Raw genomic sequence first — 13,793 nt, forward strand, 5'->3', positions numbered from 1 at the left:
CGCGAGGAGATTGCCATGAGCGCACCCGAGATCCGCCCGCCCGTGCCGCCTTTCACCGCGGACAGCGCGGCGCAGAAGGTGCGCCTGGCCGAAGACGCCTGGAACAGCCGCGACCCCGACCGGGTGGTCGGCGTCTACACCCACGACACCGTCTGGCGCAACCGGGCGGAGTTTCCGCAGGGCCGTGAGCAGGTGCGCCAGTTCCTGCAGCGCAAGTGGGCGCGCGAGCTGGACTACCGGCTGATCAAGGAGTTGTGGGCCTTCGAAGGCGCGCGCATAGCGGTGCGCTTCGCCTATGAATGGCACGACGACTCGGGCCAGTGGTTCCGCAGCTATGGCAACGAGAACTGGCAGTTCAACGCGCAGGGCCTGATGGAGCGGCGCTTCGCCAGCATCAACGACCTGCCGATCCGTGAGGCCGAGCGGCTGTTCCACTGGCCGCTGGGCCGCCGGCCCGACGAGCACCCGGGCCTGTCGGCGCTGGGCCTGTAGCGTGTTGGCGGGCGGCGTGCCGGGGGCGCTGCGTCGGCGTATGCTCGCAGCGCATCAGTTCCTCGCACGCCAAGCCTCATGAGCCTGCCCCAAGTCCACCACATCACCCACCCGCTGGTTCAGCACAAGCTCACGCTGATGCGTGAGAAGACCCGCAGCACCAGCGGTTTCCGCCGCCTGCTGAACGAGATCAGCATGCTGATGGCCTACGAGATCACCCGCGACATCGGCACGCAGATGATCGAGATCGAGACGCCGCTCGAGAAGATGCAGGCGCCGGTGATCGACGGCAAGAAGACCGTGTTCGTCAGCATCCTGCGCGCGGGCAACGGCTTTCTCGACGGCATGCTCAACGTGGTGCCCGGCGCCCGCGTGGGCCACGTCGGCCTGTACCGCGACCCCAAGACCCTGGTGGCCGTGGAGTACTACTTCAAGATGCCCAGCGACATGCACGAGCGCGACGTCATCGTGCTCGACCCGATGCTGGCCACCGGCAACTCCGCCGTCGCGGCGGTGGAGCGGCTGAAGGAAACCAACCCCAAGAGCATCCGATTCGTGTGCCTGCTGGCCGCGCCCGAGGGCCTGAAGAACTTCCACGGCAGCCACCCCGATGTGCCGGTGTACACCGCCGCCATCGACCGTGGGCTGGACGAACACGGCTACATCGTGCCGGGCCTGGGCGACGCCGGCGACCGCATCTTCGGCACCAAGTGAGCGGGAGCGCCCGATGCGCGACCTGCTGATCCGCAACGCCACGCTGCCTGATGGCCGCACCGGACAGGACGTGCTGGTGCTGCAAGGCCGCATCGCCGCGGTGCAGCCCGGCCTGGCGGCGCCGGCCGGCATCGCCACGCACGACGCCCAGGGCTGGCTGCTGAGCCCGCCCTTCGTCGACGCCCACTTCCACATGGACGCCACGCTGAGCTACGGCCTGCCGCGCGTCAATGCCAGCGGCACGCTGCTCGAAGGCATCGGCCTGTGGGGTGAGCTCAAGCCGCTGCTCACGCCCGAGGCGCTGGTCGAGCGTGCGCTGGCCTACTGCGACTGGGCGGTGGCCAAGGGGCTGCTGGCCATCCGCACCCATGTGGACGTGTGCGACGACCGCCTGATGGCGGTGCAGGCGCTGCTGCAGGTGCGCGAGCAGGTGCGGCCCTACCTCGACCTGCAGCTGGTGGCTTTTCCGCAGGACGGCGTGCTGCGGGCGCCGGGCGCGCTGGCCAACCTGGAGCGGGCCCTCGACCTGGGCGTGGACGTGGTGGGCGGCATTCCCCACTTCGAGCGCACGATGGCCGACGGCGCCGAATCGGTGAAGCTGCTGTGCGAGATCGCCGCCGACCGCGGCCTGCGCGTGGACATGCACTGCGACGAGAGCGACGACCCGCTGTCGCGCCACATCGAGACGCTGGCCTTCCAGGCCCAGCGGCTGGGGCTGCAGGGCCGGGTCACCGGTTCGCACCTCACCTCCATGCACAGCATGGACAACTACTACGTCAGCAAGCTGCTGCCGCTGATCGCCGAGGCCGGCGTGCATGCGGTGGCCAACCCGCTGATCAACATCACGCTGCAGGGCCGGCACGACACCTACCCCAAGCGCCGTGGCATGACCCGCGTGCCCGAGCTGATGGCCGCGGGCGTGAACGTGGGCTTTGGCCACGACTGCGTGATGGACCCCTGGTACAGCCTGGGCTCCGGCGACATGCTGGAAGTGGCGGCCATGGGCCTGCACGTGGCGCAGATGACCTCGCAGGCCGGCATGCAGGCCTGCTTCGAGGCGGTGACCACCAACAGCGCGCGCATCCTGGGCCTGGAGGGCTACGGCCTGGCGCCGGGCTGCCGCGGCAGCTTCGTGCTGCTGCAGGCCCGCACGCCGGTGGAGGCGCTGCGCCTGCGCGCGCACCGGCTGCTGGTGGTGCGCGAGGGGCGGGTGCTGGCCGAATCGGCCCCGCTGCAGGCCCGGCTGCAACTGCCCGGCCGGCCCGCCGAGGTGGACTGGACGCTGCGCCGCGGCCCCCATGACTAGAATCAGCCGCACAGGGTGAGGGCAGCCAGAACTATGAAACTGATCGGATCGTTGACCAGCCCGTACGTGCGCAAGGTGCGCATCGTGTTGGCCGAGAAGAAACTGGACTACCAGTTCGTGCAGGAAGACGTGTGGGGCAGCGATGCCATCCTCGCGTCCAACCCGCTGGGCAAGGTGCCCTGCCTGGTGATGGAAGGCGGCGAAGCCGTCTTCGACTCGCGCGTGATCGTCGAGTACGTCGATGCCTTGTCGCCGGTGGGCAAGCTGCTGCCCTCGGCCGGGCGTGAGCGGGCCGAGGTGCGCACCTGGGAAGCGCTGGCCGACGGCGTGCTGGACGCGCTGATCCTGGCGCGCCTGGAACAAACCTGGTCGGGCCGCGCCGAGACCGAGCGCTCGCAGGCCTGGATCGACCGCCAGATGGTCAAGGTGGACGCTTCGCTGAAGGCCATGGCCAAGGGCCTGGGCGACAAGCCCTGGTGCTGCGGCGGCACCCACCTGACGCTGGCCGACATCGCGGTGGGCTGCGCGCTGGCCTACATCGACTTCCGCTTCGGCCACATCGACTGGCGCAGCCAGCACCCCAACCTGGGCAAGCTGCTGGACAAGCTGGCGGCCCGCGCCAGCTTCGCGGATACCGCGCCGCCGGCGGCCTAGGCCGTCTGCGCCGCCTGGCCCGCCTGGGCGGCAGGCGTGGGCGGCATCGGCGGGTTCGCCGCCCGCTCCAGTGCCGGGCCTTCGCCGGTTACCGGCTCGAAGCTGTCGGCCCGCGCCAGCTTCCAGTACAGGCTGTACACCGCATGCGGCCAGTCCTCGCGGCCTTCGGCGGCGGCCAGCAGCTGGCCCGGCCGCAGGAAGTGCAGCTGGTTGATCAGCAGCCGCACCTCATGGTCCGACACCCGGTGCACGATGTGCGCCGCGGTGATGTGGTTGGGGTGCTTCAGGCCGGCGGCCTGCACCAGCTCCTTCAGCGCTTCCAGCGTGTTGTGGTGGAAGCGGTACACCCGCTCGGTCTTGTCGGGCACCACCAGCGCCTTTTGCCGCACCGGGTCCTGCGTGGTCACCCCGGTGGGGCACAGGCCGGTGTGGCAGGTCTGGGCCTGCACGCAGCCCAGCGCGAACATGAAGCCGCGCGCCGAATTGCACCAGTCGGCGCCCAGCGCCATCATCCGCGCGATGTCGAAGGCGCTGATCACCTTGCCGGCGCAGCCCAGCTTGATGTGCTCGCGCAGGTTCAGCCCCACCAGCGTGTTGTGCACCAGCAGCAGGCCTTCCTGCAGCGGCGCGCCCACGTGGTCGGTGAACTCCAGCGGCGCGGCGCCGGTGCCGCCCTCTGCCCCGTCCACCACGATGAAGTCGGGCGTGATGCCGGTGGCCAGCATCGCCTTGCAGATGGCGAACCACTCCCACGGGTGGCCGATGCACAGCTTGAAGCCGGTGGGCTTGCCGCCCGACAGCGTGCGCAGCCGGTCGATGAAGCGCAGCATCTCCACCGGCGTGTTGAAGGCGCCATGGCGCGCCGGGCTGATGCACGACACCCCCACCGGCACGCCGCGCGCCGCGGCGATCTCCACCGTCACCTTGGGGCCGGGCAGCACGCCGCCGTGGCCGGGCTTGGCGCCCTGGCTGAGCTTGAGCTCGATCATCTTGACCTGCGGGTCGGTGGCGTTGGCGATGAAGCGCTCTTCGTTGAACGAACCATCGTCGTTACGGCAGCCGAAGTAGCCCGAGCCGATCTCCCAGATCAGGTCGCCGCCGTGCTCGCGGTGGTAGCGGCTGATGGAGCCTTCGCCGGTGTCGTGCGCGAAGTTGCCACGCCTGGCGCCGCCGTTGAGCGCCAGCACCGCATTGGCCGACAGCGCGCCGAAGCTCATCGCCGAGATGTTGAACACGCTGGCGCTGTAGGGCTGGGCGCGGCCGGCGCCGATGGTCACGCGAAAGTCGTGGCTGTCGATCTGCGTGGGCGCGATCGAGTGGTTGATCCACTCGTAGCCCACCTGCTTGACGTCCATCTGCGTGCCGAAGGGCCGGTTGTCGGGCTCACCCTTGGCGCGCTGGTACACCAGCGAGCGCTGCTGGCGCGAGAAGGGTGCGGCCTCGTTGTCGCTCTCGATGAAGTACTGGCGGATCTCGGGCCGGATGAATTCGAGCAAGAAGCGCAGGTGCCCGATCACCGGGTAGTTGCGCAGGATGGAGTGCTGCGGCTGCCGCAGGTCGTGCAGGCCGATCAGCACGCCGGCCCAGCCCAGCAGCGCCACCCAGCCGCCGCTGCCGGCCGCCACCCAGGCCAGGCTGCCGAGCAGTGCGGCGACGGCGCAGGTGAAGAGGGCGGTGTAGCGCACCGGGGCATGGCGGTTGACCGCGGAAATCCAGGCTGGGGCCATCGTTCACTCGTTCGGGGGCTGAAGGCGGGCCGATGGTAGGCGCTGCCGCGCCGCCGCGTGGGCGCGAAAAGCACCGGCTTTGCACCACAGGCGGCCGGAGGCAGTGCCGGTTATCGTGCGCCAGTTGTGGAACAGGAGTGCAAGTGCTGAAGATCCTGGGCAAGTCGCCCTCCATCAACGTGCGCAAGGTGCTGTGGACCTGCGCCGAGATCGGCCTGCCGTATGAGCAGGAGCAATGGGGTGCCGGCTTCCAGGCCACCGACGATCCGGCGTTCAGGTCGCTCAATCCCAACGCGCTGGTGCCGGTGATCGTCGACGGCGAGGTGGTGCTCTGGGAGTCCAACACCATCTGCCGCTACCTGGCGCGCCGCCAGGGCCGCAGCGACCTGCTGCCCACCGACGCCTTAGCCCGCGCCAAGGTGGAGCAGTGGATGGACTGGCAGCTGGGCGACCTGAACAACGCCTGGCGCTACGCCTTCATGGCGCTGGTGCGGCACAGCCCGGCGCACACCGATGCCGCCGCCATCGAGGCCAGCGTGGCCCAATGGAACGCGATGATGGGCGTGCTGGAGCGGCAGCTCGACCGCACCGGTGCCCATGTGCTGGGCGAGGGCTTCACGCTGGCCGACGTGGTGCTGGGCCTGGCCGTGCACCGTTGGTATGCCACGCCGATGGCGCGGCCCGAGCTGCCGGCGCTGGCCGCCTACTACCAGCGGCTGAGCGAACGGCCGGCCTTCCGGCTGCATGGCCGCAACGGCCAGCCGTGATGCAGGCGCCCAACCAAGCCCCACCCGCCGGCCTGCCGGTGTGGCTGTCGTTCCTGATGGCGGCGGCCTGCGGCCTCATCGTGGCCAACCTGTACTACGCGCAGCCGCTGCTGGGGCCCATTGCCGACAGCCTGGGCCTGTCGCGCGCGGCAGCGGGCCTGATCGTCACCGCCACCCAGTGCGCCTACGGCGCGGGGCTGCTGCTCATCGTGCCGCTGTCCGACCGGGTCGAGAACCGGGGCCTGATCGTGGCCTCCCTGGTGGTCACCGCCGCGGCGCTGGCCGTGGCTGCCGTCGCGCCTTCGGCATCGCTGTTCCTGGTGGCCTGCGTGGTGGTGGGCCTGGGCGCTGTGGCGGCCCAGGTCATCGTGCCCTTCGCGGCGCACCTGTCGCCCGAGGCGCAGCGGGGCCGTGTGGTGGGCAACGTGATGAGCGGGCTGCTGCTGGGCATCATGCTGGCGCGGCCGGCGGCCAGCCTGGTGGCCGACCACTTCGGCTGGCATGCCATCTTCGGGCTGTCGGCGGTGGCCACGCTGGCCATGGCGCTGGCCTTGTGGCGGCTGCTGCCGCGCCGCCAGCCGGCCGCGCAGGCCAGCTACGGCGACCTGCTGCGCTCGATGGGCCGGCTGTGGCTGGACACGCCGGTGCTGCGGCTGCGCGGCTTCTACCATGCATGCGGTTTCGCGGCCTTCAGCCTGTTCTGGACGGTGGTGCCGCTGCACCTGGCGGCCGCGCCCATCGGCTTCAGCCAGACGCAGATCGCCTGGTTCGCGCTGGCCGGCGTGGCCGGTGCCATTGCCGCGCCGGTGACCGGCCGGCTGGCCGACCGCGGCTGGGCCCGCAGCGCCACGCCCATCGCGATGCTGCTGATGGCGGCGGCGTTCTTGACCGGCCTCGTGCACACCGCCGCGGCCGGCACGCAGGTCGCGGTGCTGCTGTTGGCCGCCATCGTGCTGGACATGGGCGTGGCCGCCAGCCTGCTGCTGGGCCAGCGGGCCATCTTCGCGCTGGGCGCGCAGGTGCGTGGCCGGCTCAACGGCCTCTTCATCGCGATGTTCTTCGTCGGCGGCGCGCTGGGATCCAGCCTGGGCGCCTGGATGTACAGCGTGGGCGGCTGGCCGGGCGCCTGCCTGCTGGGCCTGGCGATGCCGGTGCTGTCGCTGGTGGTGTGGCTGGTGCACACCTCGCGCACCGCCCCTCAACCCGCTTAGACCGATTCAGCGCACGTCCTGCGGCGCGGCCAGCGTGTCGAGGATCGGGCAGTCGGGTCGGTCGTCGCCGTGGCAGCAGTGCACCAGGTGTTCCAGCGTGGCCTTCATCGCCAGCAGCTCGCGGGCCTTGGTCTCCAGCGCGTCGATGTGGGCCTGCGCCAGTGCCTTGACCTGCCGGCTGGGCCGGGCGCGGTCGCGCCACAGGCCCACCAGCTCGCCGATCTGCGCCAGCGGAAAGCCGAGGTCACGCGCGTGGCGGATGAAGCGCAGTGTGTGCACGTCGGCCCCGGTGTAGCGCCGGTAGCCGGCCTCGGTACGCGGCGGCGCCGGCAGCAGGCCGATGTGCTCGTAGTGGCGGATCATCTTGGCGCTGACGCCGCTGGCCTGGGCGGCCTGGCCGATGTTCATGACGTCGCTCATGGCGCACGCTCCTCGTTCAGGCGCCGGCACGCCAGCGGCGCAGCAGCAGCGCATTGCTCACCACGCTCACGCTGCTGAAGGCCATCGCGGCGCCGGCGATCACCGGGTTGAGCCAGCCCAGTGCGGCCAGCGGAATGCCCACCACGTTGTACGCGAAGGCCCAGAACAGGTTCTGCCGGATCTTGGCGTAGGTGCGGCGCGAGACGTCGATCGCATCGGCCACCCGCGCCGGGTCGCCGCGCATCAGCGTGATGCCGGCGGTCTCCATCGCCACGTCGGTGCCGGTGGCCATCGCGATGCCCACGTCGGCCGCGGCCAGGGCCGGCGCATCGTTGATGCCGTCACCCACCATGGCCACCACCCGGCCGGCCTGGCGCAGCGCCTGCACGGCGGCGGCCTTGTCGGCCGGCAGCACCTCGGCCCGCACCTCGTCGATGCCCAGCTGCGCCGCCACCGCCTGGGCGCTGCCGGCGTTGTCGCCGGTCAGCATCACGGTGCGGATGCCCATGGCGCGCAGCCGCTGCACCGCGGCCGCCGCGCCGGGCTTGAGGTCGTCGCCGAAGGCCAGCACGCCCAGCACGCGGGCGGGGTGCTCAGCCGTTGCCGGCGCCAGCAGCCAGGAGACGGTGCGGCCATCGGCCTGCCACTGCGCGGCCTCGGCCGCCAGCGGGCCGGCGGCAGCGCCCGATTCGGCCAGCAGCCGGCTGCTGCCCAGCTGCAGCAGGCGGCCCTGCACCACGGCCTGCAGGCCGCGGCCCGGCAGCGCCTGGGTGTCGGTCGCGGCGGGCGCGTTCAGGCCTTGCGCCTGGGCCCGCTGCAGCACCGCCCGCGCCAGCGGGTGCTCGCTGTGCTGTTGCAGCGCGGCCGTCAGGCGCAGCAGTTCGGCCTCGTACAGGTCCGCGGCCGGGCAGAGCGCCACCAGGGCGGGTTGGCCTTCGGTCAGCGTGCCGGTCTTGTCGAAGGCCACGGTGTCCACCGCATGCGCCACCTCCAGCGCCTGGGCGTCCTTGATCAGGATGCCGTGGCGCGCCGCCACGCCGGTGCCCGCCATGATGGCAGTGGGCGTGGCCAGCCCCAGTGCGCAAGGGCAGGCGATCACCAGCACGGCCACGGCATTGATCAGCGCCGCCTCCCAGCCGCTGCCGGCCAGCAGCCAGCCGCCGAAGGTCAGCAGCGCCAGACCCAGCACCACCGGCACGAAGACGGCGCTCACCCGGTCGACGGTGCGCTGGATCGGCGCCTTGGCCGCCTGCGCCGATTCCACCAGCCGGATGATGCGGGCCAGCGTGGTCTCGGCGCCCACCGCGGTGGTGCGCAGCAGCAGCGCGCCTTCGCCGTTGATGGCACCGCCGGTCACCGGCCCGCCTTCGCCGCGGGCCACGGGCCGGCTTTCGCCGGTGAGCAGCGATTCGTCCAGGTGGCTGCGGCCTTCCACGATCACGCCATCCACCGGCACGCGCTCGCCCGGGCGCAGCACCACCAGGTCGCCCACCCGCACCTGGCGCACCGGCAGCTCGGCTTCCACGCCGTGGCGGCGCACGCGGGCGGTGGCCGGGCGCAGCGCATGCAGCGCGCGGATGGCCTCGGTCGTCTGCCGCTTGGCGCGCTGCTCCAGCCACTTGCCCAGCAGCACCAGGGTGATGACGGTGGCCGAGGCCTCGAAGTACAGGTGCAGCAGGGCGCCATGGCCGCCGTGCGCCACCCCGGCCACCAGCAGCAGGTAGACCGAGAGGCCGTAGGCCGCCGAGGTGCCCAGCGCCACCAGCAGGTCCATGTTCCCGCTGCCTGCCAGCGCCGCCTTGAAGCCGGCGCGGTAGAAGCGCGCGCCCAGCACGAACTGCACCGGCGTGGCCAGCGCCAGCTGCCACAGCCCCGGCAGCATCACGTCCGCGCCCAGCGGCGACAGCAGCATGGGCAGCAGCAGCGGCAGGGTGAGCAGGGCGCCCAGGGCCACCGGCCACCAGGCGGGCAGGCCGCCGGCAGGCGCCGGGGTGGCGGGCGCGTCGTCGTCGTCCTCGTGCACTGGGGTGGCTTGGTAGCCGGCCTTCTCGACGGCCGCCACCGCCGCCGCCTGCAGCGCCTGGGCTGCCACGTCGGTGCCCCCTTGAACCGTTGCCCGCTCGGTGGCGATGTTGACCGACGCCTCGGCCACGCCGGGCACCTTCTTCAAGGCCTTTTCCACCCGCATCACGCAGGTGGCGCAGGTCATGCCGCCGATTTGCAGCTCAAGCGGTTGCGGGGCGGTCAGGACCGAGGCTGCGGGTGTGGCCGCGCCGGACGGTGGGCGGGCGGTGACGGGGGACGACATCGTGGGAGGGCCTGTGAACCCGGAGCACGACCGGGTCTGCGTGAAGTCTCAGGCTTGACATCATGGCAAGGTCAAGCGGCACCCCACCGCGCCCAGGGCCTTGACCTTGCCACGATGGCAGGCTCCACACTGGGTGCATCGCTTGCAACCCCTCCAAGGATCACCGATGACCCTCACCTTCGAAGTCAACGACATGAGCTGCGGCCACTGCGTGCGCGCCATCACCCAGGCCGTGCAAGAGGCCGACCCCGGCGCCCAGGTGCAGATCGACCTGCCCAGTCACCGCGTGCAGGTGCAGCCCGCCAAGGCGGATGCGGGGGTGCTGAAGGCGGCGATCGAGGAGGCGGGGTATACAGCGGTGGAGCAAGGCGCGGTCTGATTTCAGAGTGCTTGAAGCATCCGCTGTGCCTCGCTCTTGGCGGCGGATGCCTCCGGCGCTTGCGCAATCTTCTGCAGCTCGGTCTTGGCAGCCGCCTTGTCGCCGCTTTGTACATAGAGTTTGGCCAGTTCAAGCCGCAGCGCTGAATCCGTTTCGCGAAGGGACACGGCTTGCTTCATGACCTCCAGCGCCCGAGGCATCTGGTTCTCAGCAGCAAGCGCCTTAGCGAGGGTGTCCAGCACGGTCGGCTGCCGCGGCTGCAGCTGATTGGCCTTTTCCGCAAAGGCGACGCTTCCGGGTTGCTTGGTCTGCACCATCGCCCAGGCGATGTTATTCAATGCACCTGCATGTTGCGGCCGGAGGCTGAGCACGCGCTGATAGTGCTCGATGGCCAGTTTCCAGTTGTGTTCGCCCAATGCCACATCACCCAGATGGAAGACAAATCCAGTGTCACTCGGGTGATCCCGAGTCCAATCGTCTGCAACTTTTTGGGCTTCGGCGTTCATGCCTTTGGATTTGAGAAGCGCATGGAGTTTGATGGCCGAGACGTTGCCTCCCTGCTTGGGAAGACCCTTTCGCAGGGCTGTGATGGCAGCTGCGTCATTGCGACGAGCAGCCTCGAGTTCGGCTTCGACAATCCAGCCCACCGCTTCGAGGGGTCTAGCTGCTTGCAGCGCTTTGGCTTGCTCGACGGCATCGCTGACGCGTTTTTCGGCTGTGTAGATCCTGATCAGTCCCTGATGCGCCGCTACCGCGTCCGGCCTGATCACCAAAGCACGCTGCAGCGATTGAACCGCTTCTGCCCGCCGGTCGTTCGCCAGCTGCAACTCCGCCAGTCGCAGCATGCCCAGGGGTGACGTTGGATCCAGCGTGCTGACCTTGGAAAACGAAGCTTCCGCCTGATTGGCGTTACCCGTCGCAGCTTGCAATCGACCCAGCGCTTCGACCGCGCGGGCATCGGACGGAAAGGCGGTCACGGCATCCTGGGCTGCAGCCAGTGCCTTGTCCAAAGCCTTGCCCGAAACCAACAAGTCGATCAACCGCATGCGCGGTTCAAGGTCCTGGGGGTGCTGCCGGATGAGCGCTGTCGCAGTCTCAACAAGCGTCTCTTGGCTGGCCTGGCTACGCGTCTCAAGTTCAAGCAGCGCTAGTTGGGCAGGTAGATGGTTTGGCCGTACCTTCAACGAGTCCTGAAATCGCTTCTTCGCTTGCTCAGGCTGGGCATCCTGGATGTCAAGCTTCGCGAGCTGAGCGGTCGCTGGGAAGTAGGCAGGGTCCTTCTCAAGAGCTCGGCCAAAACTGGACCGTGCATCTTGCGCTTGCCCCATCAGGAGCTGCACGCCCCCGCGAAGGAACGACGCGCTTGGCGAGTCCGGCTGCTTCTTTTGCAGCGCGTCTATGGCTGTGAGCGCGTCTATGTAACGGCCCATCCGGGTAAGCGTGCTGACAAGCGCAAGATCTGCCACCGTGGAGGAGTCGGTTGCGGCGATTTCCTTCAGCGCTGCGACGCCACCGTCCTGGTCTCCTCTGCCGATGCGTGCTGATGCCAATGCCGTACGGGTGACTGCGTTGCCCGGATCGAGTGCCACCGCTTGGCGGTACATGCTTTCGGCCGTTGCGGGGTCGCCAGATTGCAGGTGAGCCTCCGCAGCAATCGACAGGGAAACAGCATCCACGCCCTTCTCGGCTAGCACGGGCTGCAGTGTCGAAAGAGCCTTGGCCGGCTGACCCCCGCGCACGTACGTGCGAGCCAGGAGTTGGCGGGCAATCAACTGTGTTGGCGCGTTGATCAAGGTGCGTTGCAACAGAGACTCGGCCTGTACCAGTGAGCCGGCCTGGTAGGCCTGCGCTCCTGCTAGCAAGAGCACGCCTGGATGGTCTGGCCAGATCTTTTGCAGCGGCTGCAGGAGCTCCTTCGACTTGGCAATGTCGCCCTTTTGTAGCGCGAGCTGAGCCTCAAGCAGCCGGCCTTGCGGTGACGCAGGGAACTGCTTCTTCAGCGTTTGGATTTGCGTTGCCGCTTCGTCGAGCTTGCCCTGTGCGAGCAGGATCACGGCCGGTCCCACCGCTGCTGGCAGCAGCTTCGGGTCTAGTTGATGCGCCTTCTGATGCGCGGCCAGCGCCCCTGCGGTGTCAGAGCGCACGCGCATTAGCAACTCGGCTCTCAGCTGCCAAGCAGTTGCACTGGCAGGCGACTTGGCCAGGACGTCGTCAAGAATTCTGAAGGCCTCATCCGGCCGTCCTTGCTGCGCGACGATGCGCGCCCTGAGCGTCATGGCGTCGGAGTATGCGGGGACGGAACGAAGGGCTTCTGCAATGGCTTGGTTCGCTTGGTCGAGATCCCCGCGCGCGGCCCAGGCGCCAGCGATCTGGGTCTGCAGGTCTGCGTTGACCGCGGGATCGCTTAACTTTTTGCCCGCGAGTTCGTCCGTCAGTTGCTTGGACTTTCCGGCCTCCAACAGCGCTCTGGCGTAAGTGGGCCAGACATGAGGCGGGGCCTGCGGTAACTCGATGGCTTTTTTCAGTTCAAGCGCTGCCGAGTCTGGGGCCCCGTTATCCAGCAGGGCCTTGCCGAGCAGGAAACGCGCTTGCACCGATTGCGGTGCGGCAGCCAGCGCGTTCTTAAGCTCGATGATGGCCGAACTCGTCTGACCCTCGGACAGGTACTTCTCGGCCGCTGCAACATGCTGCTCGGGCGACGGAGGTGAGCACGCTGACAGGCAGGCCGCCAACACACCCACAGAGACTATCAAGGAGTTAACACTGCCCACGACGGTTCCATTGAGATCTTCCGGGTCGCTGAGGTGCCCCGGCATTCATGGGACCATAACCGAAATCGATGCTGGGGCCGTGGCGGCGCTTGCTGGCGCGTCGTTGACTTCTGACGCTTCCAAATGAAAAACCCCGCCGTAGTGGCGGGGTTTTGAGTCGCAGATATCGATATCAGGCTTGGCGGCGACGGCGAGCAGCAGCGCCAGCGCCCACCAGCGCCAGGCCCACCAGGGCGAGGGTCGCCGGCTCGGGCACGGTACCAGCGAAGTCAACAGCGCCGTCAGCTTGGGTCAGCGCGATGAAGTTGCCGTTGGTCACGAAGCCCTGGGACGTGTTCGTGAAGCTGTTGAACGCGTTGGTGTAGAACGGGTTCGGCTGCGTGAAGAAGGTCTTGCCGAAATCCGTCAGCGTGAACGTCGTGTTGGCGTTGAATGAGGTGCCGCCGGCGGCGTTGAACGAGGCGGAGTCAGGGCCTGCCGCATCCAGGGCGCCGGTACCTAGGGTTTGGACCGTGCCAGTGCCAAGCGTCACGGAAGGTGCGGTGCCCGTGGCGATCGCATTGTTGTACGTGTTGACGCCGGCTTGCGAAGTGAACTGTTTGCCGTAGGCAGTGAAGCTCAGCGAAGTCACGTCGTACAGGCTGCCGGCGGCGCCGAAAGTACCGGACACCAGCTTGGTGGTGTAGTTGTATTCCAGCCAGACTTGGTAGCTGGTGTCCAGGCCGGTGAACAACACCGAGTTGCCGTCCAGCGAAAACGAGCTGAAACTGATCCAGCCCACGCCGGTAACCGTCTGGGTTGCCGCGTCGAGCGTCAGCAGCGTCGATGCATTGCCGCTCATCTTGTTGGCGTTGAACGGCGAGCCGGGTGCGCCCAGCACGCTAGGGGTCACTTCGAACACCGGTGCTGCAACGGCCGGGACAGCGATCGCGGCGCTCAGCGCGACGGCGGAGAGGGCGTATTTGAGGTTCATGGTCACTCCCTGATGTGAGGAAAGCATCGTTGCTCGGAGGACCTACCTCCGCGGATGCTTTCTCCAAAAGC

The 13,793-nt window shown here is 68.8% G+C and carries 12 protein-coding genes; 7 read left to right on the plus strand and 5 right to left on the minus strand.

Annotation, left to right across the window (positions count from 1 at the left end; all coding sequences use genetic code 11):
* Window positions 1–15 precede the first annotated feature (15 nt).
* The 4 genes from MW290_RS15555 to MW290_RS15570 all read left to right on the plus strand — a co-directional run bounded on the left by MW290_RS15555 (window position 16) and on the right by MW290_RS15570 (window position 3,166).
* The gene (locus MW290_RS15555; protein WP_250198636.1) at window positions 16–492 is read left to right on the plus strand and encodes a nuclear transport factor 2 family protein; all 477 of its coding nucleotides are present in this window, start codon (window positions 16–18) and stop codon (window positions 490–492) included.
* Window positions 493–570: 78 nt separating this feature from the next.
* A complete protein-coding gene (gene upp, locus MW290_RS15560) occupies window positions 571–1,206 on the plus strand; it encodes a uracil phosphoribosyltransferase (RefSeq protein ID WP_046112850.1) in 636 nt (211 codons plus the stop codon).
* Window positions 1,207–1,219: 13 nt separating this feature from the next.
* Entirely contained in the window at window positions 1,220–2,512 is a 1,293-nt protein-coding gene (locus tag MW290_RS15565; protein ID WP_250198637.1) for an amidohydrolase family protein, read from the plus strand.
* 33 nt (window positions 2,513–2,545) lie between these two features.
* On the plus strand, window positions 2,546–3,166 hold the full coding sequence (locus MW290_RS15570) for a glutathione S-transferase N-terminal domain-containing protein (RefSeq protein ID WP_250198638.1): 621 nt from the start codon (window positions 2,546–2,548) through the stop codon (window positions 3,164–3,166).
* Here the strand turns inward: MW290_RS15570 and MW290_RS15575 are convergent.
* Window positions 3,163–4,893 carry an FMN-binding glutamate synthase family protein gene (locus tag MW290_RS15575; protein ID WP_250198639.1) on the minus strand — a complete coding sequence of 577 codons (1,731 nt, stop codon included), beginning with the start codon at window positions 4,891–4,893 and terminating at the stop codon, window positions 3,163–3,165. The two genes, MW290_RS15570 and MW290_RS15575, sit on opposite strands and share 4 nt — an antisense overlap.
* A gap of 143 nt (window positions 4,894–5,036) precedes the next feature.
* Between MW290_RS15575 and MW290_RS15580 the strand changes: the two genes are divergently transcribed.
* Window positions 5,037–5,660 (plus strand): glutathione S-transferase family protein, encoded by a 624-nt coding sequence (locus MW290_RS15580; RefSeq protein WP_250198640.1) that lies wholly within the window; start codon window positions 5,037–5,039, stop codon window positions 5,658–5,660.
* On the plus strand, window positions 5,660–6,871 hold the full coding sequence (locus MW290_RS15585) for an MFS transporter (protein WP_250198641.1): 1,212 nt from the start codon (window positions 5,660–5,662) through the stop codon (window positions 6,869–6,871). Before MW290_RS15580 ends, MW290_RS15585 begins: the two co-directional genes overlap by 1 nt.
* A gap of 6 nt (window positions 6,872–6,877) precedes the next feature.
* On the opposite strand, the gene cueR is transcribed toward MW290_RS15585, so the two are convergent.
* Both cueR and MW290_RS15595 read right to left on the minus strand, forming a co-directional pair.
* A complete protein-coding gene (cueR, locus tag MW290_RS15590) occupies window positions 6,878–7,279 on the minus strand; it encodes a Cu(I)-responsive transcriptional regulator (RefSeq protein WP_250200013.1) in 402 nt (133 codons plus the stop codon).
* Between the two features lie 28 nt (window positions 7,280–7,307).
* Complete coding sequence (locus MW290_RS15595; protein ID WP_310740147.1) at window positions 7,308–9,599, minus strand: heavy metal translocating P-type ATPase; 2,292 nt, start codon at window positions 9,597–9,599, stop codon at window positions 7,308–7,310.
* Window positions 9,600–9,765: 166 nt separating this feature from the next.
* On the opposite strand from MW290_RS15595, the gene MW290_RS15600 reads away from it, so the two are divergent.
* Entirely contained in the window at window positions 9,766–9,978 is a 213-nt protein-coding gene (locus tag MW290_RS15600) for a heavy-metal-associated domain-containing protein (protein ID WP_250198643.1), read from the plus strand.
* A 2-nt stretch (window positions 9,979–9,980) separates the two neighbouring features.
* Here the strand turns inward: MW290_RS15600 and prsT are convergent, their stop codons facing one another.
* Complete coding sequence (prsT, locus tag MW290_RS15605; RefSeq protein ID WP_250198644.1) at window positions 9,981–12,794, minus strand: XrtA/PEP-CTERM system TPR-repeat protein PrsT; 2,814 nt, start codon at window positions 12,792–12,794, stop codon at window positions 9,981–9,983.
* 127 nt (window positions 12,795–12,921) lie between these two features.
* Window positions 12,922–13,722: a flocculation-associated PEP-CTERM protein PepA gene (gene pepA / locus MW290_RS15610; RefSeq protein ID WP_250198645.1), complete on the minus strand. Its 801-nt coding sequence runs from the start codon at window positions 13,720–13,722 to the stop codon at window positions 12,922–12,924.
* Between the last annotated feature and the right edge of the window lie 71 nt (window positions 13,723–13,793).

Source organism: Aquincola tertiaricarbonis (genome assembly GCF_023573145.1).
In the GTDB taxonomy this organism is placed as follows: domain Bacteria; phylum Pseudomonadota; class Gammaproteobacteria; order Burkholderiales; family Burkholderiaceae_C; genus Aquincola; species Aquincola tertiaricarbonis_B.